At 71.3% G+C, this 20963-nt stretch carries 20 protein-coding genes and 1 pseudogene; 12 read left to right on the top strand and 9 right to left on the bottom strand.

The genetic code is table 11. The features are described from left to right. Positions 1-55: 55 nt before the first annotated feature. The 4 genes from ACTMVF_RS14715 (at position 56) to ACTMVF_RS14700 (ending at position 4138) form a co-directional block, all read left to right on the top strand. On the top strand, positions 56-1414 hold the full coding sequence (locus tag ACTMVF_RS14715; RefSeq protein WP_441271458.1) for a hypothetical protein: 1359 nt from the start codon (positions 56-58) through the stop codon (positions 1412-1414). Positions 1415-1788: 374 nt separating this feature from the next. Then, positions 1789-2253, top strand: coding sequence for an SHOCT domain-containing protein (locus ACTMVF_RS14710; RefSeq protein ID WP_441271457.1), 465 nt, complete (start codon positions 1789-1791; stop codon positions 2251-2253). A gap of 30 nt (positions 2254-2283) precedes the next feature. After that, a complete protein-coding gene (locus ACTMVF_RS14705) occupies positions 2284-2733 on the top strand; it encodes a DUF7144 family membrane protein (RefSeq protein WP_441271456.1) in 450 nt (149 codons plus the stop codon). A gap of 22 nt (positions 2734-2755) precedes the next feature. Beyond that, positions 2756-4138 (top strand): diacylglycerol/lipid kinase family protein, encoded by a 1383-nt coding sequence (locus tag ACTMVF_RS14700; protein WP_441271455.1) that lies wholly within the window; start codon positions 2756-2758, stop codon positions 4136-4138. Between the two features lie 198 nt (positions 4139-4336). Here ACTMVF_RS14700 and ACTMVF_RS14695 read toward each other — a convergent pair whose 3' ends face one another. Together ACTMVF_RS14695 and ACTMVF_RS14690 are read right to left on the bottom strand one after the other, a co-directional pair. Further along, positions 4337-4801 carry a hypothetical protein gene (locus tag ACTMVF_RS14695; RefSeq protein ID WP_441271454.1) on the bottom strand — a complete coding sequence of 155 codons (465 nt, stop codon included), beginning with the start codon at positions 4799-4801 and terminating at the stop codon, positions 4337-4339. 129 nt (positions 4802-4930) lie between these two features. Beyond that, entirely contained in the window at positions 4931-5386 is a 456-nt protein-coding gene (locus ACTMVF_RS14690; RefSeq protein WP_441271453.1) for an archease, read from the bottom strand. A gap of 122 nt (positions 5387-5508) precedes the next feature. Here ACTMVF_RS14690 and ACTMVF_RS14685 point away from each other — a divergent pair, with 122 nt between their 5' ends. The 3 genes and pseudogenes from ACTMVF_RS14685 (at position 5509) to ACTMVF_RS14675 (ending at position 8896) form a co-directional block, all read left to right on the top strand. Then, a complete protein-coding gene (locus tag ACTMVF_RS14685) occupies positions 5509-5949 on the top strand; it encodes a TIGR03668 family PPOX class F420-dependent oxidoreductase (RefSeq protein WP_441271452.1) in 441 nt (146 codons plus the stop codon). Positions 5950-6150: 201 nt separating this feature from the next. Continuing rightward, positions 6151-7503, top strand: a pseudogene (locus tag ACTMVF_RS14680) (gluconate:H+ symporter); the annotation flags it as partial. 64 nt (positions 7504-7567) lie between these two features. Next, positions 7568-8896: an enolase C-terminal domain-like protein gene (locus ACTMVF_RS14675; protein ID WP_441271451.1), complete on the top strand. Its 1329-nt coding sequence runs from the start codon at positions 7568-7570 to the stop codon at positions 8894-8896. Positions 8897-8911: 15 nt separating this feature from the next. Here ACTMVF_RS14675 and ACTMVF_RS14670 read toward each other — a convergent pair whose 3' ends face one another. Then, positions 8912-9724: an amidohydrolase family protein gene (locus tag ACTMVF_RS14670; protein ID WP_441271450.1), complete on the bottom strand. Its 813-nt coding sequence runs from the start codon at positions 9722-9724 to the stop codon at positions 8912-8914. A 257-nt stretch (positions 9725-9981) separates the two neighbouring features. Here ACTMVF_RS14670 and ACTMVF_RS14665 point away from each other — a divergent pair, with 257 nt between their 5' ends. From ACTMVF_RS14665 to ppk2, 4 genes are all read left to right on the top strand, one after another. Then, positions 9982-10410, top strand: coding sequence for a MarR family winged helix-turn-helix transcriptional regulator (locus ACTMVF_RS14665; RefSeq protein WP_441271449.1), 429 nt, complete (start codon positions 9982-9984; stop codon positions 10408-10410). Between the two features lie 78 nt (positions 10411-10488). Further along, entirely contained in the window at positions 10489-10956 is a 468-nt protein-coding gene (locus ACTMVF_RS14660) for an SRPBCC family protein (RefSeq protein WP_441271448.1), read from the top strand. Between the two features lie 287 nt (positions 10957-11243). Continuing rightward, positions 11244-12086: a pectate lyase gene (locus tag ACTMVF_RS14655; RefSeq protein WP_441271759.1), complete on the top strand. Its 843-nt coding sequence runs from the start codon at positions 11244-11246 to the stop codon at positions 12084-12086. Positions 12087-12139: 53 nt separating this feature from the next. Further along, positions 12140-13033: a polyphosphate kinase 2 gene (gene ppk2, locus ACTMVF_RS14650; protein ID WP_441271447.1), complete on the top strand. Its 894-nt coding sequence runs from the start codon at positions 12140-12142 to the stop codon at positions 13031-13033. Between the two features lie 18 nt (positions 13034-13051). Here the strand turns inward: ppk2 and ACTMVF_RS14645 are convergent, their stop codons facing one another. From ACTMVF_RS14645 to ACTMVF_RS14625, 5 genes are all read right to left on the bottom strand, one after another. Beyond that, complete coding sequence (locus ACTMVF_RS14645; protein WP_441271446.1) at positions 13052-13435, bottom strand: luciferase domain-containing protein; 384 nt, start codon at positions 13433-13435, stop codon at positions 13052-13054. Positions 13436-13551: 116 nt separating this feature from the next. Then, positions 13552-14472: a YceI family protein gene (locus ACTMVF_RS14640; protein WP_441271445.1), complete on the bottom strand. Its 921-nt coding sequence runs from the start codon at positions 14470-14472 to the stop codon at positions 13552-13554. 59 nt (positions 14473-14531) lie between these two features. Then, positions 14532-15617: a maleylacetate reductase gene (locus tag ACTMVF_RS14635; RefSeq protein WP_441271444.1), complete on the bottom strand. Its 1086-nt coding sequence runs from the start codon at positions 15615-15617 to the stop codon at positions 14532-14534. Further along, complete coding sequence (locus ACTMVF_RS14630) at positions 15614-16474, bottom strand: intradiol ring-cleavage dioxygenase (RefSeq protein ID WP_441271443.1); 861 nt, start codon at positions 16472-16474, stop codon at positions 15614-15616. Before ACTMVF_RS14630 ends, ACTMVF_RS14635 begins: the two co-directional genes overlap by 4 nt. Before the next feature lie 25 nt (positions 16475-16499). Then, on the bottom strand, positions 16500-18239 hold the full coding sequence (locus ACTMVF_RS14625; protein WP_441271442.1) for an FAD-dependent oxidoreductase: 1740 nt from the start codon (positions 18237-18239) through the stop codon (positions 16500-16502). Between the two features lie 162 nt (positions 18240-18401). Between ACTMVF_RS14625 and ACTMVF_RS14620 the strand changes: the two genes are divergently transcribed. Then, on the top strand, positions 18402-20198 hold the full coding sequence (locus tag ACTMVF_RS14620; protein WP_441271441.1) for a helix-turn-helix domain-containing protein: 1797 nt from the start codon (positions 18402-18404) through the stop codon (positions 20196-20198). Between the two features lie 29 nt (positions 20199-20227). Here the strand turns inward: ACTMVF_RS14620 and ACTMVF_RS14615 are convergent, their stop codons facing one another. After that, positions 20228-20812, bottom strand: coding sequence for an AMIN-like domain-containing (lipo)protein (locus ACTMVF_RS14615; protein WP_441271440.1), 585 nt, complete (start codon positions 20810-20812; stop codon positions 20228-20230). Between the last annotated feature and the right edge of the window lie 151 nt (positions 20813-20963).

The raw sequence follows: 20963 nt of genomic DNA, 5'->3' as shown, positions 1-20963 counted from the left end.
ATCCCAAGCGGCGACCATCGCGGTCGGGGCGGCGCACACACGGAAGGGAGCATCCATGAACCCGGCCGCCACCCCGGATCCGCCGGATCCCGGCGGATCCTCCCACCAGGAACACGTCCTGACCGCCGAGGAGCGAGCGGAATACGAGCGACTGCGCCGTCACGCGGCGGTACGCCACCGGCGGCTGCGCCAGGCCGGCTCCTCGGTCCTCCTCCTGCTGGCCCTGCTGCTGGCGCCCATGGCCGTCGTGGCGGCCTGGGTCCAGGACACGGTCTCCGACACCGACCGGTACGTGGAGACCGTGGCCCCGCTGGCGTCCGAGCCGCCCGTGCAGGAGGTCGTGATCAACCGGCTTACGGACCGCGTGGTGAAGAACGTGGACGTCGCGGCGGTGACGGACGCCCTCACCCAGGCCCTCCAGGACGCCGGGGCACCACCCCGCGTCGTGGAGGGGGCCGAATCCCTCACGGGTCCGCTGCAGAACGCGGTCAGGAGCGTCGTGGACCGCATTGTCACCCGCGTGATCACCGGCGATGCCTTCCAGCAGGTGTGGGAGGGCGCAAACCGGCGGTCGCACGCCGCCGTGGTGAACATGCTGACCGGGGAGAACGAGGGTGCCGTGCGCGCCGAGGGCGGGACCGTCCGACTGGACGTGGGAGAGGTCGTCAACGAGGTACGGGAGGAGCTCGTCGACGCGGGCTTCGACAAGGCGGCCGCCATCCCGGACACCGACCGGACGATCACACTGTTCGAGACGGAGAAACTGGGCAAGGCGCAGGACGCGATGCGGCTGCTGGACATCCTCGGCACCTGGCTGCCCGTCCTGACCGTCGTACTCGCCGCGCTCGCCGTTTGGACCGCGCCCGCACACCGGGTGATGCTGATGATCACCGCGACGGGTGTCGGCGTGATGATGGTCGTACTGCTCGTCGCGCTGGCCGTCATGCGACGGGTCTATCTGGACTCGGTCCCGCCCACGGCACTGCCCGCCGACGCGGCCGCGGCGATCTACGACACGTTCGTCCGGTTCTTGCGCGACAGCACGCGCACCCTGCTGGTCGTCGCGGTGATCATCGCGTTGGTGGCGTACCTGTACGGTCCCGGTCGCCCCGCCCGCGCCGTCCGCACGACGGCGGAACGAGGCACGGCGGCCGCCGGTCAGGGGCTGCGCCGCGCTGGAATGCGCACCGGGTCCACCGGACGCTGGCTGGCGGACCACCGGGCGTGGACCACCGGTGGCGTCATCGCGGCCGGAGCGCTGACGCTGCTGCTCTGGAACCACCCCACGGTCGGAGCGGTGGCGCTGGTTCTCGGCGTCGCCCTGGTCGTCCTGATCATCCTGGCGATCCTCGCAGCTGCCGCCGGACCGGCCGAACGGGCGGTGGACCAGGCGGCGGAACGGGCCGCCCCGTGAGGCATGGCCGGGAAGCCCGGCCTCGAGGCGCGCGCCCCGCGGGCGCACGACGCTCCGCAAGCGCACGACGCTCGGCTGCCGCACGGCGTCCGGCGGGCACGCGGCCGAGCGGGTCGCGGCCTGCCTGCCGTCCGCGTCCCTGGACCGGGTCCACGGACCTGCTGCTGTCCCGCCTGTCGGCGCCCAACGTCGTGAGGGCTCCCGTACAGCGGGCCACGCAGTCGTCCCTCACCGCGCGCCCGCTGCTGATGCCCGTGACCGGGCAGCGCGTGCACACTCACCCGCGCCGGGTGAGGCAGCCCGGCGCTTGCCGTGGGCACGCTGAAGACGGCAGAGAACCGCTGCCGGGCGAAGCCCCTGGACGGAGGACCGACATGAGTGCGCAGACTTACCTGGCGTACGACTTTCCGCTGCTGAGCGCTTTCTGGACCATGTTCTGGTTCTTCCTGTGGATCATGTGGTTCGTCCTGCTCTTCCGGATCATCGTCGACATCTTCCGTGACGACCGGCTGAGCGGTTGGGCGAAGGCCGGCTGGCTGGTGTTCTGCCTCGTCCTGCCCTTCCTGGGCGTGTTCGTCTACGTGATCGCCCGCGGCAAGAACATGGGCCGCCGGGAGGTCGCGCAGGCGCGTGCCCAGCAGGACGAGTTCAAGGCCTACATCAGGGAGACCGCGACCGGCGCCCGGCCGAGCAGCGTCGACGAGCTCGCCAGGCTGTCCGAGATCCGCGAGCGCGGCGCCATCACGGACGAGGAGTTCCGCAGGGCCAAGGAACTGGTCCTGGCCGGCCACGGTCCGGCGGAGCCCTCGGGCTCCCCCACTCATACCACCGGCCGCTGAGCATCCCGACAACACGAGACGAGGCGCAAGATGACCGGGACACACACACGGCCTGCACACACGACGGAGCAGGCATGGGCAGGCGGCCTGACCGCCTTCGCAGCCGTGATGCTCGCCATCGCCGGACTGCTCGATATCTTCCGGGGCATCATGGCCATCGCCGAGGACGACATCTTCGTCACGACGCGCAACTACGTGTTCGAGTTCGACCTGACCAGCTGGGGCTGGATCCACCTCGCTCTGGGTGTGGTCGCCGTGATCGTCAGCGCAGGGCTGCTCAAGACAGCGATGTGGGCGCGCGTCGCCGGCGTGGCCATCGCCGGACTCGTCATCATCGCCAACTTCCTCTCCCTGCCGTACTACCCGGTGTGGTCGGTCGTGATGATCGCGATCTCGGGCTTCGTCATCTGGGCCCTGTGCACGGTCCGGCGCGACAATCCCTTCGCCCTGTCCGAGGAGCGTCCACCGCACAGGATGTGAGGCGGAAGAGAAGGGCCCACAGGTGGGACCACACGGCCGGAACACGGGGGGCTCGGGAGAGGCAGGGTCCGCGACCATACGCGAGGGCAGCGCCGGACGGGCCCGCCTCGCCGTGCTCGCCCTGCTGGGAAGCATCCTGGTGCCGCTCGTCGCCGCCGGTCTGCGGAGCGTGCTGTGGGTGCTGGTAGGCGTCGCCGGACTGGCGCTCGCCGCCGTCGGGGTGTGGTGGACCCTGGCGCACACCGGAGTGCTCCGTGGCCTCGGCGCGGCCCTGTCGGTGGCCGCGCCGATCGCTGTCCTGGCCCTGTATGCCACGTTCGGCATGCTGGGACCGGCCTTGCTGTCGCTGGCCCTGTGGGTACTGGCCATCACGGCGGCACGTACGGCCCTGAGCCGCGGGCACACCGCCTCCGAGCAGTCCGAACAGGTTGTCGCAGAGCCGCCCGGCACCCCCTGGATCGTCATGAATCCGCGCTCCGGTGGCGGCAAGGTGAGCCGTTTCCACCTGGTGGAGAAGGCCGGGGCGGCGGGCTGCCGGGTGGTCCTGCTCGACGCGGGCCAGGACGTCGCCGAACTGGCCCGGCAGGCCGTCACCGAGGGAGCCGATCTGCTGGCGGTGGCGGGCGGCGACGGCACCCAGGCGCTGGTGGCCGAGGTGGCAGCCCACTATGACGTGCCGTTCGTGGTGATTCCCGCCGGTACCCGCAACCACTTCGCGCTCGACCTCGGCCTCGACCGCGACGATCCGGCGGCGGCCCTGAAGTCCCTGACCGACGGCGTCGAACTCCGTGTCGACCTCGGGTACGCCGCGGACCGGGTCTTCGTCAACAACGCCTCGTTCGGGACGTATGCGTCCGTCGTCACCGACCCCGCGTACCGGGAGGCCAAGGCCCGCACGACCCTGCGCATCCTCCCTGGCCTCCTCGCCGGCGAGGACGCGCCCAGACTGCGAGCGCGGGCCGACGGAGCGTCCGTCGAGGGCCTGCAGGCACTGCTCGTCAGCAACAATCCCTACGGACGTGCCGTCGACGCGGCCCATCCGGGGCGCAGGGAACGGCTGGACTCGGGCCTCCTCGGCGTGGTGTGCGTGCGGGTCGCCAACACCGCTCAGGCTGCCCGCTTGGTGCGCGGTCGGCGCTCCGGGGGACTCATGCGGCTGAGTGCCGGAGAAGTCGTCGTCGAAGCCGGCACGGACACCCTCCCGGTCGGCATCGACGGAGAGCACGTCGTTCTCCCGTCACCCGTCGTGTGCCGCAGCGCAGCCGGAGCACTCCGGGTGCGTGTGCCACGCCGTCGCCCCGGTACACCACGACGGGCGAGCGGAGCGACGGCCGACTGGCCACGCGTGGCACGGCTGGCGCTGGGCCGCCTGGTCCCGGGCCGAGGGCAGGACGTTGCAGCCTGAGGACCAGTTCCCGGCGTGGGATTCACCAGCAGTGATGGAGAACACCTGCTCATGAGACCAGGTCCAGGGCTGTCCACCTGCGAGACCCCGTGTCGACGTGGGACCTGAGCTGAACCACGGGATCCCCTTGCTATTCGCCTTGCGTGACCTGGGCCCGAATGGTCGCTGACGCGGCAATGTGCCCCCCGCTGGCGTTACCTACCAGAACAGCGTCTTTCCAGGGTCCTCTTGTCGCCGCCGGGCCACCTGTCCTTCCCTGTGCCCTGTCCGCAGGCTCCCGCCGGATGGACTCGCCAGACAGCTGTCGGTGAGGGAAAGGGACATGTGCATGTGCGCGTGCGCTGCCGCCGTCCATGAGTTCGGGCGGAACAGATACTGGGCTGCGAGGCGGCCAATGACGACCTCCCACGGGCTGCCCAGCGATCGCCACGAACGCCCGATGCGATGCGCGCGCAGCGCAGGTACATCGACGACGCCGACGTCGAAGCAGCGATCGAGGAGGTGGACAACAGCGAACTCGTTTCGCTGCTCGCGGAGTTCGTCCACCTCCCGCGGGGCCGACGCCGCACCTTGCGCCTCAGAGGCCTCCTCATCGGCCTTTACCTCTGCACTCAGGACACCGGCGGAAAGATCATTCTGGAACGGGTCACCGACGTCCTCCACTTCTGCCTCTCCCCACGTCTGCGCGAGCCGCTGGACATCCCCGAGTACACCGACGACGACCAGGGCTTCGAAGCGGCCTGTGGTCGTCCGCCGACTCTTCCACGCGATTACACGCCCACAGTCACGGCCTCACACGTCCACAGTCACCGCGCACGACCACCCGTACGGGTCCGGCCCGATGCGCAGCCCGTGCCAGGAGATGCCCTTCGGGCTGGCGCCGGTGACCTCCACGTCCGTCAGTTCGACGAGCGCGAGGCGTACGTCGAGGTCGCCGTCCGTGATGTCGGCCTCCAGGTCGACGGGCACCCGGCCGTCCACGTCGAGGCGGAAGACGACCTCGTCGAGGAGCGCCGTCAGCAGGCCCTCGTCGCTGTCCTGTTCGAGCCGCACCCGCTCCACCGAGGTGGGCCGTACCGCCGTCACGTCCGCGAAGCACTCCACCATGCCCAGCGCGGCCTCGACCAGACAGCGCTCCCGGCTCGCGCCCCACGCCTCGACGCGGACGTCGGCCGTGTGCGGCACCGCCCGGTGGCCGCTGGCACCGTGCCGCCGTGTCTGGATGTCGTCGTCGGTGTCGCCGACCATGTGCACTCACCTCTGATCCGCTCGGCCGGCCAGGCCCAGGAGGTCGGTCCCACGAGGGGTCGTACCTCGATAGGGGTACCCGCGTGAGGGCACCCGTACCGCTGAGGCCGAAGGAGCGGACAGTGCCGGACATGGAGGAGGACGAGGCGCGCCGCCGGTTCGCCGCTGCCCGGGTCGCGCGACTGGCGACGGTCGACCCGATGGGACGCCCGCACCTGGTGCCCGTGGTGTTCGCCCGGCGCGGCGACCGGATCGTCACCGCCGTCGACCGCAAGCCGAAGCGCTCCGAGCGGCTCGGGCGGCTACGCGATATCGCCGCGCACCCGACGGTCAGTCTGCTCGTGGACGCGTACGACGAGGACTGGGACCGTCTGTGGTGGGTCCGGGCCGACGGCGACGCCCGGACCCTGCTGCCCGACGCGTCCGACGAGAGGACGCGCGACGAGTACGCCGTCGCCATCGGCCTGCTGCGGCAGAAGTATCCCCAGTACCGGCAACAGCCCCCGGCGGGCCCGGCGATCGTGATCACCGTTGTCCGCTGGAGCGGCTGGCGGGCCCGGTAGATCGGCGCGGGTGCGCCCGCCCTCGTGAACCAGCGCGGTGCGCGTCCGCCCCCGAACATCCTGCGCGCGTGTGCGCCCGCGAATCCGGCGCCGCAGACCCATTGACCTCGACCAGCCACGAAACATAATCTCCGTCCTCATATGTAGACGACGTCTTTATATGAAGACCCCGTTCGTCGGGGTGAACGCGGCCGACGTTCAAAGGAGAACCGCAATATGCCGCTCGTGGTGGTCGGGATCAGTGTTCTGGTCCTGCTCGTCCTGATGACCAAGCTCAGGCTGAACGGCTTCGCCGCCCTGCTCCTGGTGGCCGTGGGCGTAGGCCTGGTGCAGGGGATCGGGTTGGAGAAGATCCCGGACGTCCTCGCCGAGGGCATCGGCGACCAGATCGGCGACACCATGCTCACCATCGGGCTCGGTGCCATGGTCGGCCGGGTGATGGGCGACTCCGGCGCCGCCCAGCGGATCGCCGGCCGGCTCCTCGATCTGTGCGGGCCGCGTTGGGTGCAGGTGGCCATGGTGCTGACGGCCATGCTCATCGGCGTGACGATGTTCTACGAGGTGGCCTTCGTGATCATCGTGCCGATCGCCTTCACCCTCGTCCGGGTCACCCGCTCGAACCTGCTGTGGGTGGGGTTGCCCATGTCGATCGCCCTGTCCACCATGCACAGCTTCCTGCCGCCGCACCCCGGCCCCACAGCGGTGGCCGCCACCTTCCATGCCTCCGTCGGACTCACCCTGTTCTACGGCCTGTTCATCGCCGTCCCGGTCGGCGCGCTCATCGCCCTGCTGTGGCCGCGACTGCCCTTCGTCCGCGCGATGAACCCCGCCATCCCCAAGGGCCTGGTGAGCGAGCGGGTCTTCGACGACGACGAGATGCCCGGCCTGGGCTGGTCGCTGTCCATCGCCCTGCTCCCCGTCGTCCTCATCGCCGGGGCCGCCGTGACCGACCTGACCGCCTCAGGGGACAGCGGCCTGCTGCACTTCGTCGCGTTCATCGGCTCGGCGCCGATCGCCCTGCTGCTGACCCTGCTCGTGGCCGTCTGGGCGTTCGGCCCGCGTATCGGCCGCAGCCTCGCCGAGGTCAGCGCCTCGTGCAAGGAGGCCGCCCAGGCGATGGCGATGATCCTGCTCGTCATCGGCGCGGGCGGTGCCTTCAAGAACGTCCTCGTCGAGGGCGGGATATCCGACTACATCAAGGACGCGACCGACGGCTGGTCGATCTCCCCGATCGTCCTGGCCTGGCTGATCGCCGCCATCCTCCGTGTCGCCCTCGGCTCCGCGACGGTCGCCGTCGTCACCGCCTCCGGCGTGGCGCTGCCCCTGCTTGCCGGCAGCGGCGTCCACCCCGAGGTGATGGTCCTCGCCGTGTCCTGCGGCTCGATCGCCTTCTCCCATGTCAACGACCCGGGATTCTGGATGTTCAAGGAGTACTTCAACCTGTCCGTCCTGGACGCGATCAAGGCGCGCGCGACGTACACGACGGTGCTGGCGATCCTCGGTCTGGGTGGCGTACTGGTGCTGGAACAAGTCCTGGACGCCATGAACCTCTGACCATCTCCCCCCTCTCCACCCCTCTTCACTCGGTCGTCACTCACGAGAAGGGCACCGCCCCGCAATGAGCCAACCCGTCGTCACGAAGTTCGCCGTCCATCCGGTCGCCGGCCACGACTCCATGCTGCTCAACCTCTCCGGCGCGCACGCCCCGTACTTCACCCGCAACGTCGTCGTCATCGAGGACTCCGAAGGACGCACGGGCCTCGGTGAGGTGCCGGGCGGGGAGAAGATCACGCGGACCCTGCGCGACGCCGAATCCCTCGTCGTCGGCGCACGAGTGGGCGACTACAAGCGCGTCCTGCGCGCGATCGAGGCGACCTTCGCCGATCGTGACGCGGGCGGTCGCGGCGCCCAGACCTTCGACCTGCGGACGACGGTCCACGCGGTCACCGCCGTCGAGTCGGCACTCCTCGACCTGCTCGGGCAGCACCTGGAGGTCCCGGTCGCCGCCCTGCTGGGCGACGGCAAGCAGCGCGACGCCGTGCGGGTCCTCGGCTACCTCTTCTACGTCGGCGACCCGGACCGGACCGACCTGGACTACGTCCGCGATCCCGAGGCCGATGTCGAGTGGTACCGCATCCGGCACGAGGAGGCGCTGACCCCGGAGGCGATCGTCCGGCAGGCCGAGGCCACCTACGACCACTACGGCTTCCGTGACTTCAAGCTCAAGGGCGGTGTCCTGGCGGGTGCGGAGGAGGTCACGGCCGTACAGGCCCTCAAGGAGCGCTTTCCCGAGGCACGGATCACCCTCGACCCCAACGGCGCCTGGTCCCTGCGCGAGGCGGTCGAGCTGTGCCGTCCCCTCGTCGGCACGCTCGCCTACGCCGAGGACCCCTGTGGGGCGGAGGGCGGCTACTCGGGCCGGGAGATCCTCGCGGAGTTCCGCAGGGCCACCGGGCTGCCCACGGCGACCAACATGATCGCCACGGACTGGCGGCAACTGGCCCACGCCCTGGCCCTGCAGTCGGTCTCCATCCCGCTCGCCGACCCGCACTTCTGGACCATGCAGGGCTCGGTGCGCGTCGCCCAGCTGTGCAACGCCATGGGACTGACCTGGGGGTGTCACTCCAACAACCACTTCGACATCTCCTTGGCGATGATGGCCCACTGCGGGGCGGCGGCACCGGGGGAGTACAACGCCCTGGACACGCACTGGATCTGGCAGGAGGGACGGGAACGGCTCACCGTCGAGCCGCCCAGGATCACCGGCGGCGAGGTCGCCGTGCCGGACACGCCCGGACTGGGGGTCCGGCTGGACCGGGACCGGCTCCTGGCGGCGCAGGAGCTGTACGAGGAGAAGGCGCTGTCGGGCCGCGACGACGCCGTCGGGATGCGGTACCTGATCGACGGCTGGACCTTCGACGCGAAGCGGCCCTGTCTGGTGCGCTGAACCCCTGAGCCGGAGTCAGAAGGCGAAGACGCGGCGGGCGTTGCCGTACAGGAACAGCTCCCGCGTCTCCTCGTCCAGGTTCAGGGTGTCCAGGTGCTCCAACGCGCGACTCGGCGTGATCATGGGGTAGTTGGAGCCGAACAGGACCTTGTGCCGGCCCCGACCGCGCAGATACTCCACCAGCTCCGGCGGATAGCGGCGGACGGTGTAGGCGCTGGTGTCGATGTACACGTTCTCGTGCTTGTCGGCGACCGCGATCATCTCCGTCGTCCACGGGTGGCCGATGTGCCCGCACACGATCGTGAGCTCGGGGAAGTCCAGCGCGACCTGGTCGATGTACGGGATGGGCCGCCCGGTCTCCGACGGCCGCAGCGGGCCCGTGTGCCCGACCTGGGTGCAGAACGGCACCCCGAGGTCCACGCAGGCCGCGTACAGCGGGTAGTACAGCCGGTCGGTGGGCGGCAGCCCCCACAACCACGGGATGATGCGCAGCGCCACGAAGCCCAACTCCTCGACGGCGCGCCGCAGTTCCCGTACCGCCGCCATGGGCCGCGCGAGATCGGCGCCCGCGACGCCGCGCAGCCGCCCGTCCGACCGCTCGACGAAGGCGGCCACCTCGTCGTTGTCGATCAGCGGGCCCTGCGGCCCGTACCAGGCGGCCGTGAGGCCGACCTCCACGTCCGCGGCCTCCAGCGCCGCCACCGTGACCTCCACGGGCAGTTCCTTGTCGAGCCGCTCCATGCCGGTCCACCGGCGCAGCGACTCGAACATCTCGTGGTGGGAGTGGCGCAGCGTCGGATGCTGCATCCAGGCGTCGATGACGGGCACGGGTTGCCGCCTCTCTGCGGTCGAAAGGAAGGGGCGGGGTGCGTCGCGCCAGGCGTCCCGCGTGGTTTTGGTGACGGCGATGGTGCCCTGGGCCGATGGTGGAACCGGCGGTCATCTCACCGGCGCCGGCCGCGGCTTCCGCGGCGAAGGGCAGCGCGTTGTGCGCCAGGTCGAGGGACCCGTTCACGCCGCCCACCCCTCACTTCATCAGTGAAGTGAGGATGGCGCCACCTCACGACGTCTGTCAACATCGGTCCATGCCCGAGCCCGATCAGCGTCTGTTCTTCCTGCTCCAGCGGGCGGCCCACCAGCTGCGCACCGTCTCCGACCGGCGCCTGCTGGCCGCTGCCGGGATCACCACAGCCCAGCTCGGTGCGCTGTTCGCGGTCCGTGACGAGCCAGGCATCACCCAGCAGCGGCTGGCCCGCGCCCTCGGCCTGCGCGAGTCCGCCGTCACCGGGCTGGTCGGCCGGCTCACCGCGGCCGGTCTGGTCGTCAAGCGGCCGCATCCGCGCGAACACCGGGCGGTGGTGTTGGAGTTGACCGGCGACGGGGCCGCCGCGCTCGACGCCGCGCAGCCGGAGGTCGACCGGTTCAACGCCCAGGCGAGGACGCTGCTCGGCGAGGACGGGTTCACCCAGGCGGCGGTGGCGATGCGTGCCCTGGCGCACTGGGAGTCCCCCTGAGGCGGGTGTAAGCGGGCCCTTCGTGGCGTTCGGGTCCGTCCGGCTGCCGTTCCGTACTCCCGCCACTATCGTGAGGCCATGTACTCGACGCGGGTCTCCCGGCACGTCAACGCCTCGCGCGCGGCCGTGTACCGGGCTCTGCTGGAGGCGGACGCCGTCGCCAAGTGGCGGGTACCGGACGGTATGACCGGGCATGTGCACGAGTTCGACGGCCGGGAAGGCGGGGCGTTCCGCGTCTCGCTCACGTACGACATGCCGACCGGCACGGGCAAGTCGGACGCGCACACCGACACCTACCACGGCCGCTTCGTGACACTCGTGCCGGACGAACGGGTCGTCGAGGAGGTCGAGTTCGAGACCGACGACCCCGGGCTGCGCGGCACGATGCGAATGACCACCACCCTCACCGACGCGGACGGCGGCGGCACGGACGTCCTCATCCTCCACGAGGGGGTCCCCGACGCCGTGCCGCCGAAGGACAACGAGACGGGCATGCGCATGTCGCTCGCGAACCTGGCCCGGCTCGTGGAGGCCGAACAGCGGTGACCTCGGCGGAAAACTGACCGGCAACCTCTGCGCGCCCGGTGGCGACTGACCGGTCGAGGGGCCCCCGGCCTCCCCGATCGACGAACGAGAGCCACCACATGAGCACGAGAGCAACGACCCGAGGATCGCACCGCAAGAGACCCGGTCACCGCCGTCCCCTGCTGATCGGCGCCGCGGCGACGGCCGTCGTAGCCGTGGCCGTCACCGCCGGTGTACTTCTTGCCTCGTTCACCTCCGGGCCCGGCGCGGACGACAGGGCCGGCCGCACGAGCCGGACACCGGCCGTACTGAACGCCTCGCCGTCGTCGCCCGCGAAATCCGCTTCGGCGTCCCCGTCACCCTCGAAGGCCTCACCCTCACCCTCCCTCTCCGCCTCCCCGCGCAAGAGCCCCAAACCCTCGGCGCCCGCCACCCCGGCACGGTCGACCGGCACTCGCCTCGCCGCCTGGCCCGCCCCCACCGCCGACAAGCCGGTGACCACCACCATCGAGGTCTCCGGCAGCTACGACGGCGGCCTCAAGCGCTTCCACGGCTCTGGCGCCCTCGGCAGCGACGGCCAGGACGAGGACCAGGGACCGCTCTTCGAACTCGCCGACGGAGCCACCCTGCAGAACGTGATCCTGGGCTCCCCGGCCGCCGACGGCGTGCACTGCCTGGGCAGCTGCACCCTGCGGAACGTGTGGTGGCAGGACGTGGGCGAGGACGCGGCGACCTTCAAGGGCACGTCGGCGTCGGCGACGTACCTCGTGATCGGCGGTGGCGCGCGAAAGGCGGACGACAAGGTCTTCCAGCACAACGGCGCCGGAACCCTGACCATCGAGAGCTTCCAGGTCGAGGACTACGGCAAGCTGTACCGCTCGTGCGGCAACTGCGACACGCAGTACCAACGGCATGTCGTCATCAGGAACGTGAAGGCGACCGGCCCCGGCAACGCCCTCGCCGGAATCAACACCAACTACGGCGACACGGCGACCCTTTCGGGCGTGCGGATCGTCGGCGACGGCGGCCGGGACATCACCGTCTGCGCCCGCTTCCAGGGCAACGACTCCGGTGCCGAGCCCAGCGAGACCGGCAGCGGCCCGGACGGGTCGCACTGCCGGTACAGCTCGTCGGACATCACCTATACGTGATCTTTGCCTGGGGTTCGCCGACTGTATGAAAGCGCTCGCTTCCATGGGTGTGTATGGACACCGAACTGCTGTCAGGGCTGCGCGTCGACTACACCGATCAGGACGACCCCGTGCTGATCCGGCCGGACGGCAGCCCGGTGGACACCTGGCGTGAGAACTACCCGTACCAGCAGCGCATGGAGCGCCCGGAGTACGAGTGGCACAAGCGTCTGCAGCAGATCGAACTGCTGAAGCTGCAGAGCTGGATCAAGGAGACCGGGCGCCGTCTCGTCATCGTCTTCGAAGGGCGGGACGCAGCCGGCAAGGGCGGCACCATCAAGCGCTTCACGGAGCACCTCAACCCGCGCGGCGCCCGGGTCGTGGCGCTGGAGAAGCCGACCGAGCGTGAGCGCGGCCAGTGGTACTTCCAGCGGTACGTCGAGCATCTGCCGACCGCCGGCGAGATCGTGCTGTTCGACCGGTCCTGGTACAACCGGGCCGGTGTGGAGCGCGTGATGGGCTTCTGCACGGACGACGAGTACCGGCGCTTCATGCGGCAGGCGCCCGCCTTCGAGCGCATGCTCGTGGATGACGGCGTCGACCTGATCAAGTTCTGGTTCTCGGTGTCCCAGGGCGAGCAGCGCACCCGGTTCACCATCCGCCAGGTCGACCCCGTACGGCAGTGGAAGCTCAGCCCCATGGACCTGGCCTCGCTGGACCGCTGGGAGGACTACACCGCAGCCAAGGTCGCCATGTTCCGCGAGACGGACACCGAGCACGCGCCCTGGACCGTGGTGAAGAGCAACGACAAGAAGCGGGCCCGCGTCGAGGCCATGCGCAGTGTGCTGGCCCGCTTCGACTACACCGACAAGGACGAGGAGGTCGTCGGCACCGCCGACCCCCGGATCGTCGGCGCGGCCGCCGGCCTGCTGGAGGCGGGCGAGGACGACTCCGTGCACGGGAGCTGACGCTCGTCCGTCCCGGCTCTATCCGCGGGGCAGCACTGTGACACGACGGAAGTTGCACGCGTTCCCTGCCGGGCGCCCGGCAGGGGAGGGCCGGTTCTGGTGAGCCTTGAGCGCGGCGCTGACCAGGCTCATCAGCAGATCCACGTCCGTGTCGCAGTCGAGATGGACGGTCACCCAGTCCGAGCCGGGGACCAGCCGGATCGCGGTCGACTCCCGCAGGTCGTCATGGAAGCGCCGGATGGCCGACACCGTCAGATGCAGGTCCACGTCCCGGTCGGAGTGAAAGTGCACGATGTCGCTGTGGACGGAGCGCAGTGCCCGTCCTGCGCCGCAACTGGCCGGGCCCGAGCTGAGGTCGGGCCAGACTTCCAGTCGTTCCATGGCGCGTTGGGCCGGTGTCATGACCCCATGGTCACCCGATCACCGCGCCGCAACCAGAGGTTGAGCGATTCGTAACCGGGGCGTGAGCTGTCTGACAGCGGCCCGGAGCCGACCGTGAGGACGGCGCGGGACGTCGGCTAGGCCGGCGGCGTCGGCGTGTCGTGCGTGCGGTACATCGCCTGCACGTCCAGCTCCAGCTGGACCGTGGGACCGACGACCGCGATCCCGCGGGCCAGCATGCTGCGCCAGTTCAGGGTGAAGTCCTCCCGGTGCAGCTCCGCCTTGGCCAGCGCCGCGCACCGCAGTTCCTCGCCGTAACCGCCGTTGACCGATCCCAGGTAGGTGGTGTCCAGCTCCACCGAGCGGCTCACTCCGTGCATGGTGAGCGAGCCGTGCAGGGTCCACTTGGCGCCGCCCCGGTAGGCGAACCGCGTGCTGGCGAAGTCGATGTACGGGTAGCGCTCGACGTCCAGGAAGTCCGCCGAACGCAGATGGTTGTCCCGGGTGTTGTTGCCCGTCGTGATGCTGGCCGCGTCGATGCGCACCGACACCTGGGACTCGGTCATGTCGGGCGCCACCCGGATGCCGCCCGTGAACCGCTCGAAGCGGCCGTGCACATGGGCCATGCCGACGTGCTTGGCGATGAACCGGATCGCCGTGTGCGGCGGATCGAACAGCCAGGTGCCGGCCGCCGGCAGTTCCAGCTGCCGGGCCGACGTCAGCTGGACGCGCATGGCGGGCAGCGGCGGACCGGCGACGACGTCCAGGGTCTCCCGGTGCGGTGTCAGACCCTCGGCCGTGATCATCAGGCTGTAGCGGCCCGGGGGCACCGCGGCGAAGAAGAGGCCGTACGGGTCCGTCGTCCCGGACGCCACCACCTGGTGCGAGTCCAGCGCGGTCACGGTCACGTCGGCGCCGCGCATCGGCAGCCCCACCGGGTCCAGGACCTCGCGGCCCACGACGCCGGCACCGGCCGGCACGGGCAACGGGACACCTTGCGCCCCTCGGGAGCGTCGACTCCCCCGGGAGTTTCGACTCCTGAGCAGACCGAGGGGCATGGCGATCACCTTTCTTCCGGCGTGGGGGGGGGCTTCGAGCGTGGGGGGAGGGAGGACGGTCAGTGGGCGGCCGCGGTCGGCGGTGGTGTGCCCTCGTACGCCGCTCGCAGGAGGGCGAGCACGCCGTCGGCCGTGACGGGGCGCGGGTTGGCGTACGCCTCGCCCGCGGTCTGCGCCGCGGCGGTCGCCAAGTCGGCTTCGCCGAGGCCAAGTTCGGCGAGGGAGCGGGGCGCGCCGAGGCGTCCGGCCAGTTCCCACAGGGCCGTCGGCGCGTCGACCGCGTCCAGGGCACGGGCCACCGCGGCGGCCGCGTCCGGGGCGGCGGGCGCGTTGTGGGCCAGGGCGTACGGCAGCACCACCGTGTGCGTCTCGGCGTGCGGCAACCCGAAGGTGCCGCCCAGGACGTGGCAGAGCTTGTGGTGCAGGCCCATGGTGGTGGCGCCCAGGCAGGACCCGCACAGCCAGGCCCCGTACAGGGCGCGCCCGCGTGCCTCCGGGGACGTCGGCTCCTCGGCCACCGTCGGCAGCGCCCGCGCCATCGCCCGTACGCCCTCCTCGGCCATCAGCGCGATCAGGGGCGAGGTGTCGGGGGCGTACAGCGCCTCGACGGCGTGCGCGACGGCGTTGACACCGCTGGTCACGGAGAGCGGTACGGGCAGGGAGAGGGTGAGCTCGGGGTCGTAGACGACGCTGCGGGGCAGCACCCTGGGGTCGCGGCCGGTGCGCTTGGCGCCGTGCTCGGTCAGGCCCCAGACCGGGGTCATCTCCGAGCCGGAGTACGTGGAGGGCACCGCGACGAGCGGCAGGCCGGTGCGCAGCGCGATCGCCTTGCCGAGCCCGATCGACGAGCCGCCGCCGACCGCCACGCACCCGTCGGCGCCCGCCGCGCGAGCCGCCTGGACGGCCACGTCGGCGACCTCCACGGGCACGTGCATCCGGGCCCGGTCGTGCACCCCGACGCACACGGGGCCGAGCGCGTCCGCGACCGCCCGCGCCGTGTCCGCGCCCCGCGTCCCGCACACCACGAGCACCCGCCGCAGCCCGAGCCGCCCCACCTCGTCCGGTGTCGCGGACACCGCCGCGCCGGGCCGGAAGACGACCCGCACGGGCGGGGCCTCGTAGGAGAAGTCGAGGACGTCCCTCACGCGCGCTCCAGTACGAGGTCGAAGCGGGCGTGCCGGAAGGGGTTCGCCACGCCGAACTCCCGTGCCGCCGAAGGCTCGTCGACCGGGGCGAAGTCCGTGACCAGGTTCGGCTTGACGGCGAACACCGCGTCCGAGTCCAGGTAGTCGCTCCCCGCCACGAAGATGTGCGTGGTCACCGAGGTGTGCCCCGCGGCCGAGGCGATGAAATGGATGTGCGCGGGCCGGTAGGGGTGCCGTCCGGTGGCCCGCAGCAGCCCGCCGACCGGTCCGTCCGTAGGGATCGGATACGGGCTCGGCACGCAGGTACGGAACCAGAACCGTCCCTCGTCGTCCGCGGTGAACAGGCCTCGCCCGTTGCCCGAAGGCTGCACATCCGGCTGCTGCACGTCGTAGAAGCCGTTCCCGTCGGCCTGCCACACGTCGACGACCGCGCCGGGCAGCGGGCCGCCGTCCCGGGACAGCACCCGCCCGCTCACCACGCACGGCTCGCCGCCGCCCACCAGGTCGATGTTCGCGCCGAGCTCACGCACCGGCGAGGCGGTCATGTGGAACGGGCCCAGCACGGTCGACTCGGTGGCGCCGGGCCCCTGTCGCTCGTTGATCGTCTCCACGAGCATCGACAGCCCGAGCACGTCCGACAGCAGGATGAACTCCTGCCGGGTGTCCGTGCAGGCCTGCCCGGTCGCCGTCAGGAAGCCGATCGCCCGCTCCCACTCCTCCTGCGTCAGCCGTGTCTCGCGCGCGAAGGCGTGCAGATGCCGGACCAGCCCGGTCAGCAGTTCCCGCAGCCGCGGATCGTCCGTGCCCCGCAGACTGGCGACCACCTCGTCCGTGACCGTCGTGTCGTCGCCGCCCATGCCGGCTCCTTCCTGGGCGCTCATCTCAACCGTGCCCGAGAATCCGCCGCAGCGCGCGCGTGAGCAACCCTTCGGCGTCCTCGGCCGCGTCGGCATGCCGGAACGCCACATACCCGTCGGGGCGTACGAGCAGGGCGCCCGCGTCGGAGATCTCCCTCAGGTCCGCCCAGTCGCCGTACGGGTCCTCGTACTCCTGGCCCGGTCCGACGACCACCGTGGCGATGTCGAGGGGCTGGGCCGCGGCGGCCCGCACCCACGCCTCGCCGCCGATGCCGGTGAGCAGCGTGAAGCGGCCCTTGCCGACGGTGTCGAGGGTGGACAGGGTCCGGGTCCCGGAGGTGATCCAGGCGTGCGGGAGCTTGGCACCGGGGCGGGAGGTGGGCTGGTGGTGCAGCTCGGGGTCGCGGGTGAAGCCGGGGTCGGGCGTGCCGTCGGGGACGACCGCGGCGGAGGCGTAGCGCTGGTTGAGGTCGACGCCGTGCGCGTTGAACTCGTACACCTTGAAGTCGATCGCCTCGCGCAGCGCGGCCCGCTGCTTGGCGGCCGCCTCGGTGGCGTCCTTGCGGGCGGCGATGTTGGCCCACAACTGCTCGGGCGTCTGCGGCGAGAGCCCGTCGAGCGCCTCGAAGATCGGGGCGGTCTCGGCGATGGACTTGTTGGCGCGCGTCACGATCTGCTTGCCGACCGGCGCCCGCTCCACGGTGTAGGTGTCGAGGAGGCTGGGCGTGGCGACGCCGTCGAGGACGAGCTTCAGCTTCCAGGCCAGGTTGTAGGAGTCCTGGATGGAGGTGTTGGAGCCGAGCCCGTTGGACGGCGGATGGCGGTGCACGGCATCGCCCGCGCAGAACACCCGGCCGTTGGCGTACGTCTCCGCGTACATCTCGTTGACCGTCCACGCCGAGGACGACTTGATGGTCACCGGTATCTCGTCGTCGCCGACCAACTGGCGTACGACGGACAGCGCGTACTCCTCGGTGAGGTCGGGGGCGCCCGCGCTCACGTCGTAGCCCCAGACGATCAGCCACTCGTTCCAGGGCCGCACGCAGCGGACCAGACCCGCGCCGATGCCGCCGACCGTGGCGCCGGGCGCCAGCACCCAGTAGAGGGTGGAGGGCCGGTGCGCGGTGTACTTGCTCAGATCCGCGTCGAAGACGATGTTGATGCTGCCCGCGACACCCATCTGACCGCCCATCGGCAGCCCGGCGTCCTCGGCGACCTTGGACCGGCCGCCGTCGGCGCCGATCAGGTACTGGGCGCGGATGGTGTACTCGTCGCCGCGCAGCCGGTCCTCGACGGTGACCGTCACTCCGCCCTCGTCCTGGACGAAGGACTTGTAGACCGTGCTGAAGCGGAAGTCGGTGCCCCGGGCGATCGCCGCGTTCACCAGCACCGGCTCCATCAGGTGCTGCGGCATGTCGCACATGCGGGTCGGGCTCGCCAGTTCGTGCGCGGCCTGCACCAGCGGGTCGTTGCCCCAGGAGCGCACCCGGCCGAGCTCCTCGCCGGCCAGGCTGGTGCAGAAGGTCGTGTTGCCCATCAGGCGCTGGGGCGTGGCCTTGGCGATCACCTCGTCCTCGACGCCCAGATCGCGCAGCACCTCCATGGTCCGCTGGTTGGTGATGTGCGCGCGGGGCGTGTCGGCGAGGCTCGCGTACCGGGTGACGACCATGTTGCGCACGCCGTAGGTGCTCAGGGCGAGCGCGGCCGACGCGCCCGCCGGGCCGCTGCCCACGATCAGTACGTCGGTCTCGACAACGGTGTGCACGACAGAACGCTCCAGGAGATGAGGCAGGAGATAAGGACGGGAGACGCCTACGGACTCCGACCTTTCAAGATCATGGAGCGGTGTGGCCGGTCATGGGTGTCTCAATTCGAGACAACCCACCGTCGTCGCGCGCGTGACGCCCCGGATACGGTGAGCGGTGCCATGACCACCGCCGAACATCCTCCTGCCCTCGCCCCTCTCCGCCATGCGCGCGAACGGTTCCTGACGGGGCGCCCGCTCCCGGAGGGCGTCCCCGAGGACGTCGTCGCGGCCTGGCGGCGCGCCCGGTTCTTCGGCGTACGGCCGGATCTCGACGGCTCGGTGGGGGAGTCGGCGCACCCCGTCGACTCGCCCCTGCTGGAGGCGGCGCGTCCCGTGCTCACGCGCCTCGCACAGGCCCTCGACACCGGACGGTCGGCCCTCGTGCTCACCGACGAACGGCTGAGGGTGCTGTGGTCGGCCGGCAGCGCGCCCGGCGACGACGCGTGCCGCGACCTGTCCGAGCGGGAGGTCGGCCACAACAGCGCCGCGCTCGCCCTGCGCACCCGGCGCCGGGCCGAGGTGCACGGTCCCGAGCACTTCCTCGACCTGTGGCAGGACGTGTCCGCGGTCAGCGTGCCGCTGCTCTCCCCTGAGACGGGACAGGCGCTCGGCACCGTCACGGTCGCCTCCGGCCTGTGCGCCGGCTGCCGCCCGCACCCCGGCGCCGCCCTCGCCGAGGCGGCCGCGACGGCGGTGGAGGCGGAACTGCGGGCACGCGCGCGTACCCCGGAACGGGCACTGCTCGACGCGTTCGAGCGGGCCGCGCGGGGGCGCGAGCGGGCGGTCGTCGCGCTGGACGGCCGCAACCGCCTGGTCAGCGAGGCGGCGGCCCGCCTGGCCTCGCCGCAGGTGCTGGAGGCGTTGGAGCGGGGCGCGCGGGCGTGGGGGAGGGGAAGCGGGAAGGGCAGCGGGAGGGCGGCCGGTGAGTCGTACGAGATCTCGCTTCCCGAGGACGCCGGCTGCACCGTCGAGATCACTCCGGTACTGCATGAGGGCCGCGCCCTCGGCCTGGTCGCCGTGCTCGCACCACGCGCCGTGGAGCCGGCGCCGTCGCCGCCGCGTCCGGGGAGCGCGTCGGTGGGGAGTTCGGTGCCGTGGCGGCACGCTGTCGCGCAGGCGACGGCCCTGGCCCGCACCAAGGGACCCCTGCTCGTCGTGGGCGAGCGGGGAACGGGCAAGACCACGCTCGCCCTCGAACTCCTCGACGGCATGGCCCCCTTGGTCGTGGACGCCGCCGAATCACCCGAACTCGGCATCAAGACCGACGGACGCAGCGAGACGAGGCTCCTCCCGGCCGGAGGCTGGGGCAGGGTCGGCGACCGCCCGCTGCTCCTGCGGCACGCCGAACGACTGGCCCAGCCGGACGTCGCCGCCCTCAACTCCCTCCTCGACGAACGCCCCGACGTCCACCTGGTCGCCACCTACACTCCCGGCCCTTCCCCCGGCCCATGTCTGCAGCGCCTCCTCGACACCCTCGCGGCCCGCTCGGTGACCCTGCCCGCCCTGCGTGAACGCCCCGAGGACATCAGGGAGTTGCTCCCCGCCCTCGTGCCCGGCCCGGCACCCGGCAGCCCCCCGCTGACCTGGACGCTGGAGGCGCTGCGGGCCCTGGAGCAGCATCCCTGGCCCGGGAACGTCACCGAACTCGCCCACCTCGTACGGGCGTTGGCGAGCCGGCGGCGGGTCTGCGGGCCGGTGCGGCGCGGCGAACTGCCCGATCCCGTCCGGGAGGGGCCCGCGGGACGCAACCTCAGCCCGATGGAGCTCGCCGAGCGGGCCGCGATCCTGGAGGCGCTGCGCCGCCACGGCGGCAACAAGGCGCGCGCCGCGGCGGCGTTGGGGATCGCCCGGGCGACCCTCTACCGGAAGCTACGGGGATACCAGGGGCGGGACGCCTCGATCACCCAGAAGCCCTGATCGCCCGCAGCCCGGTCCAGATGCAGCCCTCAGCGCGCCCCCGTCCAGTTGTGCGCCACGTCGACCACGATCCGGTCGGTCGCCACCCACACCCGGAACGGCAGCCGTGCCCGGACGCCGAGCCCGATCTGCGTGTCCCCTTCGAAGCTGCCGGCGAAGCGTGCGTCCCTGAAGGTGCGGTAGCCCGTGAGGTCGACGCCCTTCAGGCGCTGACCCGCACGCACGGGATACGTGGGCTGCCCGGTGTCGGGGTCATAGGCGGGGGCGGCCACCCGCACCTCGATGACGGCTCCGCCGCCGACGGGAATGTGGTTGCCCGAACCGTCCTGGTAGAGGCGGCTGACATACCTGACGGAATAGCCGAGGCCGCGGGTGCCCGCGCCGGGAACGTCGACGACCATGCGGTCGAAGCAGGCGTGCCGGCCGGTCCTGATGTTCGTCAGCGACTCCGACGTGGCGGCGGAGCGGGTCTCGGCCTGACTGCCCCAGCCGGTGGGGCAGGCCGTGGTCTGGGTGGTGGTGGCCGTCGTGGCGTCGGCCGGGACCGCCGCCACACCCAGCGTGGCGGCCATGAGCGCGACTGTCGTCGCCCATGCGGTTCTGTTTCGTCCCATTGCATCCCCTAGAAGGGTGGTGTGTCTGATATTAGGCAAGACATTCGGGTCGACGGAATGGTTGCACCGTTCCGGAGGTCATCGGTCCGGGCTGTACAACGATCGGCGGCCCGCTCGGGAACCCGCACCGCGCTCGGGACGTTCCAAGAAG

The organism is Streptomyces sp. SD31 (assembly GCF_052068475.1).
In the GTDB taxonomy this organism is placed as follows: Bacteria; Actinomycetota; Actinomycetes; order Streptomycetales; family Streptomycetaceae; genus Streptomyces.
This window is presented reverse-complemented; position numbering and strand designations above follow the sequence as displayed.